Below are 20,315 nucleotides of genomic sequence, written 5' to 3'. Positions count from 1 at the left end.
CACAATCTAAGCACTGGTCTAGGATAGATGCCAGTCGACATCCAATCGGGGAGGTGGCCCGTGGGTCGCGCATCACAGGCGCAGGCAGAGGAGAACCGCCGGCGGGTCGTGGAAACCGCGTCTCGCCTGTTCCGGGAACAGGGAACTCACGCCAGCGTCGCCGAGATCATGAAGGCGGCCGGACTGACCCACGGCGGCTTCTACAAGCAGTTCGCCTCCAAAGAGGCACTCATCGACGAAGCCACCGCCCACGCCTTCAACGAACTCAGCCGACACCACAAGGACGGACTCGAGCAGCACAGCGGACAGCGCGCCGCCGCCCAGCGGGCACTGATCGACGCCTACCTCTCCCCTGGACACCGCGACAGCCCGGCGGACGGGTGCCCTGTCGCCGCACTCGTCACCGACATGGCGCGCGGGGGCGAAGGCCAGGAAGCCCGCCGTATCTACACCGAAGGCGTGGGCGACTTCGCCGACTGGCTCACCACTGAGGACCAGGACGGCATCACCCGGCTGTGCACCATGCTCGGCGCACTCGTCCTGGCCCGGGCCACCAACGGCTCCCCGCTCTCCGAGGAGATCCTCACCGCCGCGCGCGCGGCACTGACGGGATCCGGCTGATTCGCCGCCACGTGACCGTAGCGCAGCCGGCCTCCCCCAGTCCGCCCCGCACGCACCCGCCGCAGCAGGAGTCTGGCCTCGGCGTTGATGCCGGTGCCCTGGGCGGAGCGGGCGAGCCAGGTGAAGCCGATCTCGACGGCGTCCAGCCGGTCGTCGGACCGGCTGGTCGCCGGCAGCGCAGGTCCCGGTACGACGTGGCGCCGACCGCCCGTCCCGTCGCGACCGACACCTGCGCGTACGGCGCCAGCCGTCCCGTCGACGCGCGCTCCAACTGCGCGTCGACGTACGCGCCTACCTCCTCGGCCCGCGGCACCCAGGTGAAGGAGTAGGTCTCCCGTTCCTCCTCCGCCGCCACCGCCAGATCGGCGGCGTGCCGGTGCTCCAGCGGCTTCAGACGCACCAACGCGCCCTACAGCACGGGTCCTTGCAGCACGGGTCCTTGCAGCACGGGTCCTTGCAGCACGAAGGTCAACTGCTCTCCAGTCCGCTCCTCAGCTCCGCGAACGCCTCGTGGAAGCCCGGGAAGGTCTTGCGCACGCATCCGGGGTCGTCGAACGAAATACCGGGCGTCCGCAGGCCGGTGACCGCGAAGGACATGACGACGCGGTGGTCGCCGTAGGTCTTGATCTGCGCGGCGGCGGGGGTGCCGGGGTGGATCTCGATCCAGTCCGGGCCGGTCGACACGCCGATGCCCAGCCGCCGCAGGTTCTCCGCGCAGGCGTCCAGCCGGTCGCACTCCTTCACCCGTGTGTTCGCCACGTCCTCGATGCGCACCGGGCCGGAGGCGAAGGGGGCGATCGCCGCGAGCGTCGGCATGGTGTCGGAGATGTCCCGCATGGCGACCGTCAGGCCGCGCAGGGTGCCGGTTCCCCTGACCGTCGTGCCCTCGGCGCCGACGTTCACGTCCGCGCCCATGCGGCGCAGCACGTCGACGAAGCCCAGGTCGCCCTGGAGCGCGCCCGCGCCCAGGCCGGGGACCGTCACCTCGGCGCCCGGCGTCAGCGCCGCCGCCGCGAAGAAGTAGCTGGCGGTGGACGCGTCCGGCTCGATCGGGTACGTCGTGGCCCGGTAGCCGCCCGGCGGGACCACGAACACATTCCCCTCCCGTGCCACCTCCACGCCGAACGCCCGCATCATCGCCAGCGTGATCTCCACGTACGGCGCCGAGACCAGGTCCGTGACCGTGATGCGCAGGCCGGTGCGGGTCAGCGGGCCGAGCAGCAGCAGGGCGGTGAGGTACTGCGAGGACTGCCCGGCGTCCAGCGTCACCTCGCCGCCCTCGACGCCGGCCGCCCGCACCGTCAGCGGGTGGTGGCCCTCGGCCGCCTCGTGCCGCAGGTCCACGCCGAGGTCGCGCAGGGCGCGGGTGAGCGGGCCCAGGGGGCGGCGGCGCATCTGGGGCGAGGCGTCGAAGCGGTACGTGCCGTGGCCGGCGGCGACGAGCGCGGGCAGGAAGCGGGCCGTCGTCGCGCCGTCCCGGCAGTAGACGTCCGCCTCGGTGACGCCCGGGCCCTGCGGGCGGCCGTCCACCTGCCAGGCGTCGGGGGTGCGGCCGACGCGGTAGCCGAGCCGTACCAGGCCCTCGGCGAAGCCCTCGGTGTCGTCCGAGCGCAGGGGCCGTACGAGGGTGGTGACGCCGTCGGCCGCGGCGGCCAGGAACAGGGCGCGGGCGGTGATGGACTTGGAACCGGGGATGGCGACTGCGGGCATGCCTCATGATCGGCCGTCCGCCGCCTCCGACGCCGGGACGTCCACGGGATGGACGGCAGCGGCGACCCGAATGGACGGCCCGGACGTCCCGTCGGTCCCAGTACCACCGGCTTCCGCAGATCGGCCGGTGAGCGGGAACCGTTCGGCGCACATTCCCTTGACTGGCAGAAACTTCCCGGATATTGCTGGCTCTTCGGAAGTTTCCTTCAGCGGATCACCTCCGGAAGGAGCGCACGTGCCCTCCAGACGTACCGTCCTGGCCGCCACGGCAGGCGTCGCCGCCACCCTCGCCCTCGGCTCCGCCGCGCACGCCGACGACAGCAAGCCCGACGACAGCGAGCTCCGTTCCCTCGTCTCCCGCATGACGCTCGAGGAGAAGGTCGGCCAGCTCTTCGTGATGCGGGTCTACGGCCACTCCGCCACCGCGCCCGACCAGGCCGACATCGACGCCAACCTCAAGGAGATCGGCGTCCGCACCGCCGCCGAGCTGATCGAGAAGTACCGGGTCGGCGGCATCATCTACTTCACCTGGGCGCACAACACCCGCGACCCGCACCAGATCGCCGGCCTCTCCGACGGCATCCAGCGGGCGTCCCTCGGCCTGCCGCGCGGACTGCCCGTGCTGATCAGCACCGACCAGGAACACGGCATCGTCTGCCGCGTCGGCAAGCCCGCCACCCTCTTCCCGGGCGCGATGGCCATCGGGGCGGGCGGCTCGCGCGGCGACGCCCGCACGCTCGGCCGGATCTCCGGCGCCGAGCTGCGCGCCATGGGCATCCGGCAGGACTACTCCCCCGTCGCCGACGTGAACGTCAACCCGGCCAACCCGGTCATCGGCGTGCGCTCCTTCGGCGCCGACCCGGACGCGGTGGCCGGCCTGGTCGCCGCGGAGGTCGACGGCTACCAGGCCTCGTCGGTCGCGGCGACCGCCAAGCACTTCCCGGGGCACGGCGACACGGCCGTCGACAGCCACTACGGCTTCCCCGTGATCACGCACAGCCGCGAGGTGTGGGAGAAGCTGGACGCGGTGCCGTTCCGGGCCGCGATCCGCGCGGGCATCGACTCGATCATGACCGCGCACATCCAGTTCCCCGCCCTCGACGACTCCGGCGACCCGGCGACCCTCTCCCACCCGATCGTCACCGGCATCCTGCGCGGGGAACTGGGCTACGACGGCGTGGTGGTCACCGACTCGCTGGGCATGGAGGGCGTGCGCACCAAGTACGGCGACGACCGCGTCCCCGTCCTCGCCCTGAAGGCGGGCGTCGACCAGCTCCTCAACCCGCCCTCCCTGGACGTCGCCTGGCACGCCGTGCTGAACGCCGTCCGCGCCGGCGAGCTCACCGAGGCGCGGCTGGACGAGTCGGTACTGCGGATCCTGCGGCTGAAGGCGAAGCTGCGGCTGTTCGACGAGCCGTACGTCGGCCAGGCCGGCGTCGACCGGGCCGTCGGCACCCCGGCCCACCTGGCGGCGGCCGACCGCATCGCCGGGCGGACCACCACCCTCCTGGTCAACGAGGGCGGCCTGCTGCCGCTGTCCCGCACCACGCACCGGAAGCTCCTCGTCGTGGGCGCCGACCCGGCCTCTCCGTCCGGCACGACGGGACCGCCGACCGGCGTGCTCGCCGCCGCGCTCACCGAACTGGGCTTCACCGCCACCGCCTTGTCCACCGGCACCGCGCCGTCCGCCGCGACCATCGCCAAGGCGGTCGCCGCCGCCCAGGACGCGGACGCGGTGGTCGTCGGCACGTACAACGTCACGGCGGCCAGCTCGCAGAAGACACTGGTCGAGCAGTTGACGGCGACCGGGCGGCCGGTGGTGGCCGTCGCCATCCGCAATCCGTACGACGTGGCCCAACTGCCGTCCGTGCCGGGCTTCCTGGCGGCGTACTCCTGGACCGACGTCGAACTGCGGTCGGCGGCACGGGTGATCGCCGGAAAGACCGACCCACGCGGGCGCCTCCCGGTCCCGGTACAACGGGCGGACGACCCGGCACGGGTCCTGTACCCGATCGGGTACGGCCTGTCGTACTAGGCGCTCCGCTGGATGTGCCGTGCTGTGCCGTCAGTCGGCTGCGACGCCGTCGTGGCTGGTCGCGCAGTTCCCCGCGCCCCTTCAGGGCGCTGCCTGACCGTGGCGGACTTCGCCCGGCCTGCTTGCCCCAGGTGCCCGGCCGGTGTGAACACCGGCCGGGCACCTGGGGACGGTCACGGACGCGGACGCGTCACGGGCGCGGCGGACGCGTCACGGGCGCAGCGCGGGCTCGCGCTCCACGTCACGGACGTCCAGCTTGCGGTCGTACGCCGCCAGCGGCTTCGCGCGGGCCACCGCGGCGTCGGACACGCCGGCCCACTCCAGGATCCGGGCCGTGGCGAGCGTCTTCTGGTCGGGGACCAGGCCCGCGACGTTCGCGCCGTGGTTCAGGCCGGGCGCGGTGAAGACGTAGGAGTCGTGCGCGCCCTTGCCGAGGCGGAACCGCTCGGCGCCCCACGGGTCGTTCTGCCCGTAGACGAAGAGCATGTGGTCGGCGTGGTGGCGCACCCAGGTGTCGACGTCGCGCATCGCCCACGGCTGGAACTTCATGGGGATGTCACGCGGGACGAAGTTCCGCGGCGGCTGGTAGCCGTAGCGGATGTACTGCTTCTCGATGTGCGGGAAGTGGATCGTCGGCGCGCCCAGCTGGGTGCCGGCCTGGTAGTAGTACGGCGTGTACGGCGTCAGGCCCTGGTCGGTGTAGGCGGAGAACCCGGAGATCGTGTCGACGGAGTCCCAGATCTCTTCGTCGGTCGCGGACTTGGCGTCCGCCGGGATCGTGTCGCAGTCCGACAGCAGGCTGTACTGCCAGAAGCCCCACACGTAGTCCAGGACGACCGCCTCGTAGGCCCGGTCCAGGCTGCCGATGACGTCGAAGGTGTAGCCGTTGTCGGCCGCGTAGGCCGCGTACTTCTTCTCCAGCGGCTCCCGGCGCACCAGCGCCTCGCGCTGCACGGCGTTCAGCCGGTCCCGGCACTCCTTGGTGCCGACGGTCGCGAAGAAGCGGTCGTAGGCGGAGTCCTCGTCGTTGACGACGTCGTTGGGGGCGACGTACGCGACGACGCCGTCCATGTCCCTGGGGTAGAAGCGCTCGTAGTAGGTGGCGGTCATGCCGCCCTTGGAGCCGCCGGTGGAGATCCAGTTGCGGGTGTAGATCTTCTTCAGCGCCTTGAAGATGCGGTGCTGGTCGCTGGCGGCCTGCCAGATGTCCAGGTCGCTCCAGTCCGCCGGGGCGGGCCGGGACGGGGTGAAGAAGCGGTACTCCATGGAGACCTGGTTGCCGTCCACGATCTGGGTGGGTTCGCGTCGGCTGGGATTGGTGGAGACGTTGTAGCCGCCGGTGTAGAAGACCGTCGGCCGGCTGACGTCCTTGTGCAGCACGGTGATCCGCTGCTGGAACGTGCCCTTGGACGGGTTCCGGTGGTCCACCGGCTGGGTGTAGTTCAGGACGAAGAAGCGGTAGCCGGTGTAGGGCTTCTCCTGGATCAGGCTCATCCCCGGTATGGAGAGCAGCTGTTCCTTGATGTCCGTGGTGCCGGTGGCCTCCGGCTCGGCGGCGGTGGCCGCCGTGGCCGTGCTGAGCGTACCGATGAACACGGTGAACGCCAGCAGCCATCTGAGCGCCTTGCGCATGCACCCTCCCCTGTGATTACAGATGTGGGCCGGAAGCTAGCAACGCAACCGGCGCACGCACCAGGGGAGTTCAGGAAGTAGTTGTAATAAACCTATGGTTCAGCAAAGAATCCAGGCGGAGCTGACCGAACCGCCGCCCACCGAGCCCTTGATCCGCACGCACCGGTGCCCGGCGTGCACCGTCACCGGTCCGGCGTGGTGGGAGTACTGGCCCTTGTCGACGACGGGACGGTTGCCGCGCGCCTGCACGCTGACCGACATGGACCGCCTCGAACCGCCGGGGTGCTCGGGGAAGGTGACGGCGCAGACGTAGCCGTCGCGCTTGTAGACGTGCACGACGCCGGTGGAGAACGGCAGTTCCCTGACCTTGCGGCCCGAGCAGTAGGCGGCGGCCTGCGCTTCGCCGGGCGCGGCGAGCGCGAGCAGCCCGGACGCGGTCAGCAGGGCCGCGCCCAGCGCGAACCGCCTGCGTATCGCACCACTGTCCACCGTCGCCCTCCCCCGTGCAGCCGTCAATGAGGCGTGCAGCCGTGCAGCCGTGCAGCCGTGCAGCCGTCAATGAGCGTACGGGTGTACGGACGCACGGCGTACGGCGGATGGTTGCGTGGCCGGACAGCCGGTCAGCGCCCCCGGAGCCCCGCCGTCAGCGGGCCGCGCCGACGGTCTCCTCCGTGTCCGGCTCCCCGATGAACGTCCGCCACAGCGCGGCGTACCGCCCGCCCCGGGCGAGCAGTTCGTCGTGGGTGCCGTCCTCGGCGACCCGGCCGTGGTCCATGACCACGACCCGGTCCGCACGGGCCGCCGTGGTCAGCCGGTGGGCGACCACGAGGGTGGTGCGGCGGCCGGCGAGACGGTCGGTCGCCTGGTTGACCTGCGCCTCGGTGGCCAGGTCGAGGGCGGCCGTCGCCTCGTCGAGGAGCAGGATGTCGGGGTCGACGAGTTCGGCGCGGGCGAGCGCGATCAGCTGGCGCTGGCCGGCGGAAAGGTTGCGGCCGCGCTCGGCGACCTCGTGCAGGTAGCCGCCGTCCAGCGTGGCGATCATCTCGTGCGCGCCGACCGCGCGGGCCGCCGCCTCGACCTCGGCGTCGGTGGCGCCGGGACGGCCGTAGGCGATGGCGTCGCGGACGGTGCCCGGGAAGAGGTACGCCTCCTGCGGGACGACGCCCAGCCGGTGCCGGTACGACGTCAGGTCCAGGGACCGCAGGTCGGTGCCGTCGACGGTGACCCGGCCGGCCGTCGGGTCGTAGAAGCGGGCGACCAGCTTCACCAGGGTGGACTTGCCGGCGCCGGTCTCGCCGACGAACGCGACGGTCTGCCCGGCGGGGATGCGCAGGTCGACGCCGCTGAGGGCCTCCTCGTCGGCGCCGTAGGCGAAGTGGACGTCCTCGAAGGCGATCTCGCCGCGCAGCGAGCGCACTTCGCGGGGGGCGTCGGCGGTCTTGGTGGAGGTCGGCTCCTGGAGCAGTTCCTGGATGCGGCCCAGCGAGACGGTGGCCTGCTGGTAGCCGTCGAAGACCTGGGAGAGCTGCTGGACCGGCGCGAAGAACAGGTCGATGTAGAGCAGGTAGGCGACCAGCGCGCCGGTGGTCAGCGTGGCGTCGTCGACCCGGCCGGCGCCCGCGATCAGCACGGCGGCCGCGGCGACGGAGGACAGGAACTGGACGAACGGGAAGTAGACCGAGATCAGCCACTGGCCGCGGATGCGGGCCCTGCGGTAGCTGTCGCTGCGCTCGGCGAACCGCCGCCCGCCGTCCTGCTCGCGCCGGAAGGCCTGCACGATCCTCAGCCCGGACACCGACTCCTGGAGGTCGGCGTTGACCGCGGACACGCGCTCGCGGGCCAGCTCGTACGCCTTCACGCTCGCCCGGCGGAAGAAGAACGTGGCGACGAACAGCGGCGGCAGCGTCGCGAACACGACCAGCGCGAGCTGCACGTCGATCACCAGCAGGGCGGCCATGATGCCGAAGAAGGTGACGACCGAGACGAACGCGGTGACCAGGCCCGTCTGCAGGAACGTCGACAGCGCGTCGACGTCGGTCGTCATCCGGGTCATGATGCGGCCGGTCAGCTCCCGCTCGTAGTAGTCCAGCCCGAGCCGCTGGAGCTGCGCGAAGATCTTCAGCCGCAGCGCGTACAGGACCCGCTCGCCGGTGCGTCCGGTCATCCGGGTCTCGCCGACCTGCGCCGCCCACTGCACGGCGACCGTGAGCAGGCCCAGCAGGGACGCCGCCCACACCGCGCCGATGGCCATCGCCGTGACGCCCTGGTCGATGCCGTGCCGGATCAGCACCGGCAGCAGCAGCCCCGCCCCGGCGTCGACGGCCACCAGCCCCAGACTGACCAGCAGCGGCAGCCCGAAGCCCCGCAGCAGCCTGCGCAGCCCGTACGACTCCTCCGGCAGCACCGCCCGCGCCTCGTCGACGTCGGGGGTGTCGTTCGCCGGAGGCAGCGCCTCGACCTGCGCCAGCAGTTCGGGCGTGGCCGGCATCCCGGCCAGCGCCGCGTCCCTGGGCTCGCGGTCGCCGGTCCACAGCCGGGGCGTCACCCCGCGCTCGGCGTCGAACTCGGCGTCCAGCTCGTCGCGCACGGAGGTGTCCTCCGCGGGCGCGGCGGCCTGGGCGTGACCGGGCGAGACGCCGCCCAGTTCGTCGGGGTCGGTGAGCAGGCGGCGGTAGAGCGCCGAGCGCTCCTGGAGTTCCTCGTGGGTGCCGATGTCGGCGAGCCGGCCGCCGTCGAGGACGGCGATGCGGTCGGCCAGGTTCAGGGTGGAGCGGCGGTGGGCGATCAGCAGGGTCGTACGGCCCTCCATGACGTGCCGGAGCGCCTCGTGGATCTCGTGCTCGACGCGGGCGTCCACGGCGGAGGTGGCGTCGTCCAGGACGAGCAGGCGCGGGTCGGTGAGGATCGCGCGGGCCAGGGCGACGCGCTGGCGCTGGCCGCCGGAGAGGGTCAGGCCGTGCTCGCCGACCTTGGTGTTGTAGCCGTCGGGCAGCTCGCGGATGAAGCGGTCGGCCTGGGCGGCGCGGGCGGCGGCCTCGATCTGCTCGTCGGTGGCGTCGGGACGGCCGTAGGCGATGTTGTCGCGCACCGTCTCGGAGAAGAGGAAGGAGTCCTCGGGCACCAGGCCGATCGCGGCCCGCAGCGAGTCGAGGGTGAGTTCGCGGACGTCGTGGCCGCCGACCAGGACGGCGCCGTGGGTGACGTCGTAGAAGCGCGGCAGCAGCAGGGAGACGGTGGACTTGCCGGAGCCGGAGGAGCCGACGACGGCGAGGGTCTCCCCGGCGCGGATCTCGAAGCTGAGCCCTTCGAGGACGGGACGCTGCCGGTCGTAGCCGAAGGACACGTCGTCGAACTCGACGGTCGCCGGCGCGTCGGCGGGCAGCTCCCTGGTGCCGTCGGTGAGCGACGGCTCGGTGTCGATCAGCTCAAGGACGCGCTCGGTGCCCGCGCGGGCCTGCTGCCCGACGGTGAGGACCATGGCGAGCATGCGGACCGGGCCGACCAGCTGGGCGAGGTAGGTGGAGAAGGCGACGAACGTGCCGAGCGTGATGTGCCCGCGCACGGCCAGCCAGCCGCCGAGCGCCAGCATGGCGACCTGGCCGAGGGCGGGCACGGCCTGCAGGGCGGGGGTGTAGGTGGCGTTCAGCCGGATGGTGCGCAGCCGTCCGGCGAACAGCCGCCGCCCGACCTCCCGCAGCTTGCCGGTCTCCTGCTCCTCCTGCCCGAACCCCTTCACCACGCGCACGCCGCTGACGGCGCCGTCCACCACGCCCGCCACGGCGGCCGCCTGGGCCTGCGCGTACCAGGTGGCCGGGTGCAGCCGGGAGCGGCTGCGCCGGGCGATCCACCACAGCGCGGGCGCCACGGCGAGCGCGACCAGCGTCAGCGGCGGCGACAGCCACGCCATGATCACCAGGGAGATCAGGAACAGCAGGACGTTCCCGATGGTCATCGGCAGCATGAACAGCAGGCCCTGGATCAGCTGGAGGTCGCTGGTGGCGCGGCCGACGACCTGGCCGGTCGACAGCTCGTCCTGGCGTCGGCCGTCGAGCCGGGTGATCGTGTCGAACATCGCCGTGCGCAGGTCGTGCTGGACGTCGAGGGCGAGACGGCCGCCGTAGTAGCGGCGGACGTAGGTCGCGGCGTACACGAGCAGGGCCGCGCCGATCAGGGCGCCCGCCCAGGGGGCCATCCGCCGGCTGTGGCCGCCGATCACGTCGTCGATGATCACCTTGGTGATCAGCGGCACCGTCGCCATGACCGCCATGCCGGCGAGCGAGGAGCCGAGGGCCAGGACGACGTCCTTCGGATACCGCCACGCGTATCCGGCCAGTCGCCGCGCCCATCCCCGTTGCTCGCTCACGCGGGTGCCTCCCGTTCGTCCTGGTCTGCCGGAAGGCACCAACGCCAGAGGAAGCGGATTTCATCCCTCCGCAACAATCCGCTCCGCGGATTCCGGCCATTTTCCTTGTGGCCGCCGGGGCTGCGCTGCGGAACCGTCCGTCGGCACCGCGCTCTGGTTGCCGTCGCTCCGCTCTCACCCACGGACCGGGCCATGCTCCTGAAGGGCACCGGCGAGAACCGATGGCTGATGGCACTTGGCGGACTCTGCGAGGATGCCCGCATGGTGCTTCAGGTGGGGGCCAAGGCGCTCAAGAAGAGACGAGATGAGCTGACAGTCTCAGCGGAGTCAGTGGAAGTACACGGTAGGGGGGAGGACGCGGCCACCGTGGGGCTCCTGTTGTTCTACGCCGCCGAATGCGGTTTGAAGGAACGACTCCTGTTCCGCAGAGGGCTTCGCGACACAGCGGCGCTGGAACCCACTCACGACCTTCGCAAGCTCGCCAAGGAGCTGAGACTTCCCCGCGCCATGGACGACATGCTCAACCGGCTTCGAAGCTGTCGTCTGCACACACCTGCGGGCGCGTCTGTCGCCCTGGCGGAGCTGCATCAAGCATGGCGCTATGGTGCAAAGCTCGACGGGACCGATGAGAAGGAAGCGAAGGAAGCCCTCCGGGCGTTGATCAAGTGGTGCGAGCGGGACTGAGGCTAGGAGAGTACGAGGCCGTGGCCGGATTGACCGACCTGGAAGGGCTGACGCCCCCGGAGCATCTGTTCACCTGGGTAGACGTAGACGATCATCTGACGACCCTTGCCGTTGCCGGCCGCTGGCCCGAGTGGCTCCGTGCGGCGGACGGCTGGTGGGACGGACTGGAACTCGTCGTCTCGAACGGTACGGAAGCCGAGACGGCGAGGCACTGGCTGGACGAGGCCTTTGGCGCAGGGTCGACGGAATGGCATGACGGCATCCTCATGCTCCGGCTCGACGACCCACGGACGCCAGACTTCACCGGCATCCCTGTCACCCTCAGCCCTGCGTCGGAGAGCCCGGATCAGCCGCGCCGTCTGCCACTGTTGCGGGAGAAGCACATCACCCCGCAGTTGGCGCACGCGCTGCAACGCCCTTCGGCCGAGCGATTTTCCGGGGACGTGCAAATTCTGGCCTTCCACTCTTTCAAGGGCGGAGTGGGACGCACCGTGCACGCGGTCGCCATGGCAGACGCGATCGCGCGGAGAGGCGGCAGCGTCCTGCTGGTCGACTCGGACCTTGAGGCACCCGGGATCACCTGGATGCACAAGGCCCAAGGCGGGCAACTCGACTTCTCCTACGAGGACCTGCTCGCCCTGTTGCAGGGGTCGGAGGACGGCGGCTGGTCCGCGGCCGTCGAGATCGCGGCCGCCTACCTGCCCAATCAGCAGGTCGGACGGTTCGTGAGTGGGGGACGGGTCACCGTGGTCCCTACGAGCAGGAGGGAGCTTCTGGGCCCGCCGCGCATCGAGCCGGCGGACCTGCTGACGCCTGGGCGCTCCCCATACTTTCTGACCGAGGCCCTCGCCGCGCTCGCCGCACGCACCGGCGCGGACACTGTTGTCGTGGATCTGCGGGCCGGAGCCTCCGAGCTGTCCGCTCCCGTTCTCCTCGACCCACGAGTGCAACGCGTCTTCGTCACCACGCTCAGCCATCAGTCCCTCGAGGGTACGAAGACCCTGCTGAAGCAATTGGGGCAGCGCGCGCCGGCTCTGCGGGGTACAGACCCGGCCAGTTCCGTGATCGTCACGCAATACCGGCAGGACGTCCATGAGGCGCAGGCAGAACAGGCGCGAGCGGAGCTGAGCAGTGCGCTGCTCAGCTCGCTGAGGCCGCCGGACGGCGGCCCAGAGACCGAGGCTGACGACACGGGCGAAGTGGACGCCGGCGTATTGTCCCAGCCCTTGCTCAGCCCGTTCCGGGAGGAGTTGCTGGCGCTTCCGTCTTCCTGGGACGCGGTGTTGCGCGTACTGGAAAGCTGCAAGGTGCCGGAAGTCCTGGAATCCATCGTGCCTGCGCCGGTCTCCTCCCCCACGCCGGACGCGGACGGAGACGGGGAGCATGTCGACTACTCAACGCTGCGCAAACGGCTGGTGGAGACCGCTCAACCGCTCATCTATGCCGAGCGGAAAGGCATGTCGTCAGCCAGTGGCTTCCTCGCCACCGACCCTTTGCGCAGGCTCCTCGGGGACCACCGCACGGAACCTCCTTTGGCCCTCGTTGTCGGCGCCAAGGGGGCGGGCAAGACGTTCATGTACGCGAAGGCATGTGCAGCAAGGACGTGGAACGCGTTCGCCGAGCAGTCCGGCGTCAAGGACGTCCGACTGGCGCTGCCCGTGGTCCCGGTACTGGAGTCGGACAACCTGGAGAACGACGACCTGACAACTCAGGACCTCAGGGACGCGTTCGCCGCCACGCACAGCACGCCGGCAGGAGGAGCCGGGACTTCCCAACAGATCAAGGACCGTCTGAGGAGGGGCCTTGCCACTCTCGACGCGGGAGACGAGATCGGATGGCGGCAGTTGTGGCTGGAATGCCTGGCTGTCGCTGCGGGAGCGCCGCAGACGGGGGACCTGGACGCCGAATCCGCACTCACGGAACTCAGCAAGCGGTCCCGAGCGGTGTTCGTCATGGACGGGCTCGAAGACTTGCTGCAGTCGCTGGACACAGAAGTCAAGCGCACTGCCCTGCGCGTGCTCCTGATCGACGTTCTCGCCTGGCTGCGCTCCCTGCGCGGGCGGCCTCTCGGACTCGTCGTCTTTGTACGCCGGGACCTTGTGAAACGAGCCGTCCGGCAGAACAGCGAGCAACTGCTCGCACGCTACGAGCCCTATGCACTGCGATGGAACAAGGAGGAGGCACTGCGGTTGGCGCTCTGGGTCACCGCGCATGCCGACGCGTTGCCCACGGCGATGGCCGAATCCGACATCGCGGAGCTTTCCTACGATGCACTGGTGAACGCTCTCATCCCTGTGTGGGGATGGAAGATGGGAACGGAGAAGTCCAAAGAGGCACGCTCTCACCTGTGGGTACCGGCGGCACTTGGCGACTTCAAGGACCAGGTACAAGCGAGGGATGTCGTGGTGTTCCTGGCCGAAGCAGCACGTCAGTCGATTCCCCAGACGACGTGGGAAGACCGTGTGCTGGTACCGAGTGCCATGCGCAAGGCACTGCTCGAATGCAGCATGATCAAGATCAGTGCCATTCAGGACGAAAGCCAGGAGATCGGTGATCTGCTGAGCCGACTTCAGCAGGTACGCGAACCTGTGACCGTTCCCTTCTCGCTGGCAGAGGTAGGGCTGGACGTGGCCGACGCCGACTTCCTCGTCGAGTCGGGAGTCTTCGCACGCGGTAACGACGGCCGCTACTGGGTGGCGGAGATCTACCGACACGGCCTGGGATTCGGCAGCGAGCGGCGAGCGAAGGTCCTCTGGCGTAGGTGAGGCGGCCGCCAAGGTGCCTGACGACACCGACAGCCACCCGGCCCGGCTGTCAAGGCCATCCCCCGGTACCGAGAGGGATCTCAGACGCGGACGCGCAGGAAGTAGAACCGGGTCGTCTGGGTGGCGTTCTGGTTGTCGTCGCTGACCAGGAGCACCTTGAGGCGCCCCTTCGCGCGACCGGTGACCGTCATGCCCTCGATGTTGTCCAGCAGCGGGTTCGGCTGGGGCTGCTTGGCGGTGGCGCCCAGGGACGGACAGTCCGCGAGGTCGGCGAGGAGGGTCTTGCCGACCGGGCGCACGCCGTCGCCGCCCTGGCCGGTCAGGTGCTCGACACCGCTGGTGTCCGTGGCGCGGCGAGGGTCGGCCAGGTAGAGGCGGACGGTGTTGCCGACGCCGGAGGTGAAGCCGCGTTCCAGGACCAGCAGGCGGCCGTCGGGGACGGCCTGCACCTCGGGCACGCCGAGCCCGGCGTCGACGGGGTAGGCGTACTGGGCGCCGAGCACGAAGCGCCCGTCCCCGGTCCGCCGCCAGGTCTGGAAGCGGACGATCCCGGAGCTGTCGCCGCTCAGCGCGTACTCCATGGACGCCAGCAGCGTGCGGCCGCCGGGCAGCAGGGTCAGCCCCTCGAAGGTGCCGTTGCGGACGGCACGGCCGGCCGGGGCGACGCGGAGGGCGTCCGGCACGGGGAGGCGGTCGAGGATCTCGCCGTCGCGGGAGTAGCGGCGGACGGACGGCTCGGTCTCCGAGGTGATCAGCCGGGTGCCGTCCCGGTCGACGACCAGGCCCTCGCTGTCGAGCGCGTCACCGTTCTCGTCGGCGAGCGGGACGACGGCCTTCGGCTGGAGGGTCTTCGCGTCGAGACGGAAGAGGGAGGAGCGGTCCTCCAGGGCGGCGAGGGAGCCGTCCCTGTCCACGGCGAGCGCGGAGAAGTTGCCGACGAAGGTGCCCTGGTAGGTCGTCTTGTCGAGCGCGTCGGAGAAGCGGTCGAGCGAGACGGAGGGCGAACAGGAGTGGTCCTGGACCGCGGGTCCGGCGGCGGATCCGGCTGCGGGTCCTGCGGCGGCGAATCCGGCGGCGGATCCGGCGGCGGGTCCCGCGGCGGCCGGTCCTGCGGCGGTCACGCAGCCGGCCGCCGCCAGGGCCGCGGTGAGGGTCGCGAGTACGGTTCTCAGGCGCATGGACGTCACCGTAGGGCGATGCGGTGACGGACGGGGGACGAAGAAACGTCAACTCGCGGCGAGATCCTTGTGGATGACCTTGGCGACGCCCTGGATGGTGGTGACGCCGTAGCTCATGGTGCTGTTGCCGTGCGTGAGCACCGTGATCATGTAGTCGTGGCCGCCGCCGTTGAAGGTGCCTACGCTGTGCACCCGCCAGCCGTGCGTGGAGCGCTGCAGCCAGCCGTTCTTGACGTGCACGGACACGGTGGACGGCGCGCCGTACGGGGTGCCCCAGCGCTGGGAGGAGATGACCTGGCCCATCAGCTTCAGGATGTAGGCCCGGGAGTTGTCGCTGAGGACCGTGTTCTTCGCGGTGAGGAGCTTCAGCAGCTTCTGCTCGTCGGTCACGGTGATCTGGGTCAGGCCCCAGTGGCCGTTCGGGTCCGGCTTGGTCTGGGTCATGCCGGCCGCGGCGAGGAAGCCCTTGATCTTCGTCAGGCCGAGCTGCTTCCACAGCGTGGTGGCCGCGGTGTTGTCCGACTTGGTGATCATGGCCTTGGCGAGGGACGCCTCGCGGTCGGTCAGGTAGCGGTTGTGCTTCTTCGCGTCCCACAGCAGCGTGGCCAGAATGGTCACCTTCACGACGCTGGCGGAGTCGTAGGCGTAGCTGGAGCGCAGGGTGCAGGTCGTGCTGGTGGAACGGTCGTAGAGGCCGACGGCGATGGTGCCCTTGCGGTTGGCGAGGGCGGCGGTGATGTCCTTCTGCAGCTTCGTGGCGAGTCCGGCTTTGGCGGACGTACAGCTGACGGTGGGTGTGGTGGCAGCGGCGGCGGGGGTCGCCGCGACGGTCGCCGGTATGAGCACCGCGGCGCCGAGCGCGGCGGTGAGCACGCCGGCTCGTCTGGAGTTGAGGTGAGTCATGCCCAGTTGACTCACGAGGCCGCGCCGATGGTTGTGCGCGGACCCCGATCAGCATTCGGGGTCGGGGGCAGGATCGGGGGCGGGATCGGGGCCGCCGCTGTCGCGGAGACGTGCGCCCCGGCTTCCGGCGATCCGCAGTACGTCGGTCAGCGCGGCGCGCGTCTCGGCCGACAGATACCGGAGTTGAACGGATGTCACTCGGTCGCCCGCCGGCATGTCGGCCGCGTGGCCGAGCAGTTCGCCTGGGCCGTTTCGCTGGGCCGACTCGCGTGGGTCGGGGTGGATTGCCGGTTCCGGTCATGTGATTGACATGTCTGATTCATTTACAGGCCCGCGTGTCCATGTCACGCTCCCTCTGCCGCCTTCATTCAACCCGCGTAGATGGGACCCCACACATGCCGGCGACACGCATACGCCGCTGGAAGTCGGTGGCGCTGGCCACCGCCACCGTCCTGGTGGGCCTCAGCGCCCCGGCCCTGACGGCCACCCCGGCCGCCGCCACGACCACGGCGTACGACTCGACGTACTACAAGAACGCGGTCGGCAAGACGGGCACCAGCCTGAAGTCCTCGCTGCACACCATCATCAGCAGCCAGACCAAGCTGTCGTACTCGGCGCTCTGGGAAGCCCTGAAGAACACCGACCAGGACCCGAACAACAGCAGCAACGTGATCCTGCTGTACTCGGGGATCTCCCGCAGCAAGTCCCTCAACGGCGGGAACACCGGCGACTGGAACCGCGAGCACGTGTGGGCGATCTCGCACGGCAACCTGACCACCTCCACCGGCCCGGGCACCGACCTGCACCACATCCGCCCCGAGGACGTGGCCGTCAACTCCAAGCGCGGCAACCTGGACTTCGACGAGGGCGGCAGCACCTTCACCAACTCCGGCGGCAGCAAGGCCGACTCGGACTCCTTCGAGCCGCGTGACGCCGTCAAGGGCGACGTGGCCCGCATGATCCTCTACATGGCGGTCCGCTACGAGGGCGACGACGGCTTCGCCGACCTGGAGCCCGACGACAAGGTCGGCAACGGCTCCACCCCGTACATCGGCAAGCTCTCGGTACTGAAGACCTGGAACGACGAGGACCCGCCGGACGCCTTCGAGGAGCGCCGCAACCAGGTCATCTACGACACCTACCAGCACAACCGCAACCCGTTCATCGACCACCCGGAGTGGGTGGACGCGATCTGGTAGACCGCGGCGCCCCCGGCGCCACGCACCGCTCGCCTGCCGCATGGCGCCGGCGGGCGGGCGGTGCCGCGCCGTGCACGGCCTCCGTCCCCTTCGGTCAGTCTCTCCGTACGAGACCCAACCGGGCCACGTCGTCGTAGCGCCGGCACATCTCCTCGACCCGGGCCTCGACGAAGATGAGCGCGTCGTCGAGGCCGAGGCCTTCGGCGTGCCGCCGGTACGGGAGGTGGACCCCGGCCGGCCACTCGCCCAGGTCCCGCTCCAGGTCGAGCCGGACGTACGCCTCCACTGTGATCCCCGCCTCGGCGAAGGCCAGGATCACGGCGAGCCGGTACTCGTTCGGCTCCTGGTCCCGGGCCAGGTCCATCCAGGTGATGACGTGGTGGAGCGTGATCCGCGGTGTGCCGTCCACGACGTCGAGCAGCACCTGCGGGACGAGCGTCGTCTCGCCCCCACCGCCGGAGTTGCTGCCGAAGTCGTGTTCCAGGTAGCGGCCGAGCATGAACTCGGCGAGCTTCTTCTGGAACCGGTCCAACGACAACAGGAATCCGGCGAACCACTGCTCGACAGAGGTCACCACGGCTCGGCCCCATCCGTTTTCGTCGTCCTCCAGACACCACCCGCGCTCGACCATGCGCTGCCCCAGCCGCTCGACCTGTTGAGCGGGCGGGTTCGCGGACGGAGGGCCGCTGCCACCCGCTTGCGCGCCACATGCCGGTCCCCCGGCACCAGCAGGACGAGGGTGGGTCGGCTCAAGTGAATCTCCCGTCCTCGGGGGTTGCTGCTCCACGAAGATCGACTGTGCGAAGCGATCGCCGGGCAGCTCGTCACACATGCTCCCGGCGACCGCCGTCGTATGGAAGTCAGGAGGAGAGATCCCTCAGCTCCCTGATCCTGCGCAGGCGTTCCGCGAGAGGCACCTGTCCCGGGGGCCTCAGGATGAACTTGCGCTTCTGCTTGTCGAAGCATTCCAGGTAGCAGGACACCCGATCTCCCACCTGGCAGTTGTCGTCATCCTCGATGTAGAGGACGTCGATGAGGCCCACCCATGACATCCTCAGGTCCACGATGACGCCCCAGCGGAAGACGGCCACGACCTCGCCTTCGACGAGGTGACCCATGAGACGCAGGTCGACTGCGTTCACTTCGGAGTCGGTCATGGTCTCGGGCTCTCCAGACTCTCAGCTCTTGTCGTCCTCCAGGTACCAGCCGCGCTCCACCATGTGCTGCTTCAGTTGCTCAACCTGTCGAGCAGACGGTTTCCGGATGAAGAGAGCCGCCGCCTGGTTGCGCACCACATGCCGGTCGAGGCCGAAAGCCGCCTCCACCACCGCGCCGTCCGGAGCCCTCTCCGATTTTCCGGGAAGGGCCCCGGTCCCCACCAGCACTACTCGAGACGCACGATGTCCTCGGGCAGCGCATAGCGGCAGCTCACTACCGCCAGTCCCATTCCGGTGCGCTGTCCATGCGGTTCGCGAACTCGGAGAGTGCGATGAGCTCTCCGAAGTTCGTGTCCACCACCCCGTCCGGTCGCGGATGAGCCTACCGAGGAGGGCCTTCGCCGACTCGGCGTTCTCGTACTCCACGAGGACCGCGTACGGATCCGGCGCCACGAGCGTGACCCCTTCGAGTTCCTCCGGGTCGAAGTCCTCGATCACGCACCCGGAGAGCACGAAGCCGTAGGCGTGCTCTCCGAGTTCGAGCAGGTCGAAGAAGGGGCCGGTCGATCCGTCAGTCCGAGTGCCCGGAGATCCGCGCGCAACCGCTCACGGTCCGAGTCGGGCACCAGCAGGACGAGGGTGGGTCGGGTCAGCGCCGTCGGCCCTCGCCGCCGGTCTTAGAACTCCTATCGCAATGACTTCAGGCGTCTCCAGCAGATGAGTGCGCATCCGAGGGTGAGGAAGGCTTCGTGGATGTCGTCGCGTATCTCCCAGCGGATCCGCAGGCGACGGAACCAGTGCAGATGGGCGAACGCGCGCTCGACGACCCAGCGTTGGGTGCCCAGGCCGGAGCCGTGCTCGGTGCCGCGGCGGGCGATCAACGGCTTCACGCCGGGGCCCCAGACCAGGCGGCGGTACTTGTCGTGGTCGTAGCCGCGGTCGCCCAGCACCACGTCCGGGCGGCGCCGGGGTCGGCCGCGCCTGCCCCGCACCGGCGGCACGGCCTGGAGAAGAGGGATCAGCTGGGTGACGTCGTTGCGATTGCCGCCGGTCAGGGTGGCGGCGAGCGGAATGCCGGTGGCGTCGGTGATCAGATGATGTTTGCTGCCGGTTCTGCCCCGGTCGACAGGGCTTCGTCCGGTCTTGGCTCCCCCTTTAACGCCCGGATGTGGGAGCCATCGACCGCCGCGCGGGAGAAGTCCAGTGCGTTCGCGCTGCGGAGCTTGGCGAGGAGGACCTCGTGCAGCCGGGGCCACACGCCGGCCTCGGTCCACTCGGCCAGGCGGCGCCAGCAGGTCATGCCCGACCCGAAGCCGAGCTCCTGCGGAAGGTGTTCCCAGGAGATCCCGGTGTGCAGGACGAACAGGATGCCCTGGAACACCAGCCGGTCCGGATGCCGCTTGCGTCCTGGGTGGCGGGTCCGTCGCTCGACCTTGGGCAGCAGCGGCTCGATCACCGCCCACAACTCGTCGTCGACTTCCCACGGCTTCGGCCGCGCCACCTCGCACCCCCGGATCACCGGTCCCGGAGTGATCCAACCACCTCGAAGATCATTTCGTTAGGAGTTCTTACCGAATTTCTGGGGCAGGACACCCTTGGCCCACAGGGCATCCAACTCGGCGAACATCCGGTCCGCGTCCTCCTCCAGTTCCTCACGTTGCCTCGGGCTGAGGTCCGCCCAGGGGTCGTCGAAGGCCAGGCCCGGCGGTAGGGGACCGGTCGCCCCCGTCGCCCTTCGGCAGTGCGCGCACCAGGTGTAGCTGATGACCGTCGGCCGGTTCGGCCGGTCGGCCCGGTAGAGGTAGCTTCTGACTGCCTCCTCCCCGCACGCGGGGCAGCGCCACTCGGACTGGTCGAACAGGAACTTGCGCTCCGCCGCCAGGGTCTGTACCTCGGCGGGCTCGAAGTTCTTCATCTCGGCTCTCACCCTCCTGTCCGTTTCTTGAAGATGCCGAGGATGCGCTGCCCGAACCGCTCGGCCACGGACTCCCTGCCGCCGAAGTCGTTGTTGCCCATGCGGCCGAAGCTCCAGTACGTCCACGATGTCGCACCGTTCTTGCCGCCGGGA

16 protein-coding genes and 1 pseudogene are annotated in these 20,315 nt (G+C 70.0%); 5 read left to right on the top strand and 12 right to left on the bottom strand.

The genetic code is table 11. From position 1 onward, the window contains the following. Positions 1–60: 60 nt before the first annotated feature. Positions 61–621 carry a TetR/AcrR family transcriptional regulator gene (locus AB0G63_RS30685; protein ID WP_360756828.1) on the top strand — a complete coding sequence of 187 codons (561 nt, stop codon included), beginning with the start codon at positions 61–63 and terminating at the stop codon, positions 619–621. A 56-nt stretch (positions 622–677) separates the two neighbouring features. Here AB0G63_RS30685 and AB0G63_RS30680 read toward each other — a convergent pair. Both AB0G63_RS30680 and aroA read right to left on the bottom strand, forming a co-directional pair. Beyond that, positions 678–1,024, bottom strand: a pseudogene (locus tag AB0G63_RS30680) (GNAT family N-acetyltransferase); the annotation flags it as partial. Positions 1,025–1,089: 65 nt separating this feature from the next. Continuing rightward, a complete protein-coding gene (gene aroA, locus AB0G63_RS30675) occupies positions 1,090–2,331 on the bottom strand; it encodes a 3-phosphoshikimate 1-carboxyvinyltransferase (protein WP_360756825.1) in 1,242 nt (413 codons plus the stop codon). 235 nt (positions 2,332–2,566) lie between these two features. On the opposite strand from aroA, the gene AB0G63_RS30670 reads away from it, so the two are divergent. Next, the gene (locus tag AB0G63_RS30670; protein ID WP_360756823.1) at positions 2,567–4,366 is read left to right on the top strand and encodes a glycoside hydrolase family 3 protein; all 1,800 of its coding nucleotides are present in this window, start codon (positions 2,567–2,569) and stop codon (positions 4,364–4,366) included. A 210-nt stretch (positions 4,367–4,576) separates the two neighbouring features. Here the strand turns inward: AB0G63_RS30670 and AB0G63_RS30665 are convergent, their stop codons facing one another. The 3 genes from AB0G63_RS30665 to AB0G63_RS30655 all read right to left on the bottom strand — a co-directional run bounded on the left by AB0G63_RS30665 (position 4,577) and on the right by AB0G63_RS30655 (position 10,361). Continuing rightward, positions 4,577–5,998 carry a S28 family serine protease gene (locus tag AB0G63_RS30665; protein WP_360756821.1) on the bottom strand — a complete coding sequence of 474 codons (1,422 nt, stop codon included), beginning with the start codon at positions 5,996–5,998 and terminating at the stop codon, positions 4,577–4,579. 99 nt (positions 5,999–6,097) lie between these two features. Then, positions 6,098–6,487, bottom strand: coding sequence for a hypothetical protein (locus AB0G63_RS30660; RefSeq protein ID WP_360756818.1), 390 nt, complete (start codon positions 6,485–6,487; stop codon positions 6,098–6,100). Between the two features lie 154 nt (positions 6,488–6,641). After that, on the bottom strand, positions 6,642–10,361 hold the full coding sequence (locus AB0G63_RS30655; RefSeq protein WP_360756815.1) for an ABC transporter ATP-binding protein: 3,720 nt from the start codon (positions 10,359–10,361) through the stop codon (positions 6,642–6,644). Positions 10,362–10,553: 192 nt separating this feature from the next. On the opposite strand from AB0G63_RS30655, the gene AB0G63_RS30650 reads away from it, so the two are divergent. Both AB0G63_RS30650 and AB0G63_RS30645 read left to right on the top strand, forming a co-directional pair. Beyond that, positions 10,554–11,045: a hypothetical protein gene (locus AB0G63_RS30650; protein WP_360756813.1), complete on the top strand. Its 492-nt coding sequence runs from the start codon at positions 10,554–10,556 to the stop codon at positions 11,043–11,045. A gap of 20 nt (positions 11,046–11,065) precedes the next feature. Then, positions 11,066–13,810 carry an AAA family ATPase gene (locus tag AB0G63_RS30645; RefSeq protein WP_360756810.1) on the top strand — a complete coding sequence of 915 codons (2,745 nt, stop codon included), beginning with the start codon at positions 11,066–11,068 and terminating at the stop codon, positions 13,808–13,810. 80 nt (positions 13,811–13,890) lie between these two features. On the opposite strand, the gene AB0G63_RS30640 is transcribed toward AB0G63_RS30645, so the two are convergent. Together AB0G63_RS30640 and AB0G63_RS30635 are read right to left on the bottom strand one after the other, a co-directional pair. Beyond that, positions 13,891–14,988 (bottom strand): esterase-like activity of phytase family protein, encoded by a 1,098-nt coding sequence (locus AB0G63_RS30640; protein WP_360756807.1) that lies wholly within the window; start codon positions 14,986–14,988, stop codon positions 13,891–13,893. A 48-nt stretch (positions 14,989–15,036) separates the two neighbouring features. Next, positions 15,037–15,891, bottom strand: coding sequence for a serine hydrolase (locus tag AB0G63_RS30635; protein WP_360756805.1), 855 nt, complete (start codon positions 15,889–15,891; stop codon positions 15,037–15,039). Positions 15,892–16,286: 395 nt separating this feature from the next. Here AB0G63_RS30635 and AB0G63_RS30630 point away from each other — a divergent pair, with 395 nt between their 5' ends. Beyond that, positions 16,287–17,090, top strand: coding sequence for an endonuclease (locus tag AB0G63_RS30630; protein ID WP_360756802.1), 804 nt, complete (start codon positions 16,287–16,289; stop codon positions 17,088–17,090). Between the two features lie 94 nt (positions 17,091–17,184). Here AB0G63_RS30630 and AB0G63_RS30625 read toward each other — a convergent pair whose 3' ends face one another. The 5 genes from AB0G63_RS30625 to AB0G63_RS30605 all read right to left on the bottom strand — a co-directional run bounded on the left by AB0G63_RS30625 (position 17,185) and on the right by AB0G63_RS30605 (position 20,174). Continuing rightward, on the bottom strand, positions 17,185–17,667 hold the full coding sequence (locus AB0G63_RS30625) for a hypothetical protein (protein WP_360756800.1): 483 nt from the start codon (positions 17,665–17,667) through the stop codon (positions 17,185–17,187). A 283-nt stretch (positions 17,668–17,950) separates the two neighbouring features. Further along, positions 17,951–18,247: a hypothetical protein gene (locus AB0G63_RS30620; protein WP_360756797.1), complete on the bottom strand. Its 297-nt coding sequence runs from the start codon at positions 18,245–18,247 to the stop codon at positions 17,951–17,953. Between the two features lie 21 nt (positions 18,248–18,268). Continuing rightward, positions 18,269–18,745 carry a hypothetical protein gene (locus tag AB0G63_RS30615; RefSeq protein ID WP_360756795.1) on the bottom strand — a complete coding sequence of 159 codons (477 nt, stop codon included), beginning with the start codon at positions 18,743–18,745 and terminating at the stop codon, positions 18,269–18,271. 188 nt (positions 18,746–18,933) lie between these two features. Then, positions 18,934–19,748, bottom strand: a protein-coding gene (locus AB0G63_RS30610) for an IS5 family transposase (RefSeq protein WP_360756792.1) whose coding sequence is annotated in 2 segments (ribosomal slippage) — positions 18,934–19,403 and positions 19,403–19,748 — 816 coding nt in all. Because the reading frame shifts where the segments join, the coding sequence is not laid out codon by codon here. A gap of 57 nt (positions 19,749–19,805) precedes the next feature. Next, positions 19,806–20,174 carry a hypothetical protein gene (locus AB0G63_RS30605; RefSeq protein WP_360756789.1) on the bottom strand — a complete coding sequence of 123 codons (369 nt, stop codon included), beginning with the start codon at positions 20,172–20,174 and terminating at the stop codon, positions 19,806–19,808. Positions 20,175–20,315 lie beyond the last annotated feature (141 nt).

This window comes from Streptomyces sp. NPDC020996, assembly GCF_040641355.1.
In the GTDB taxonomy this organism is placed as follows: domain Bacteria; phylum Actinomycetota; class Actinomycetes; order Streptomycetales; family Streptomycetaceae; genus Streptomyces.
Note: the sequence above shows the minus strand (reverse complement) of the source record. Positions and strands in the feature narration are given on the sequence as shown.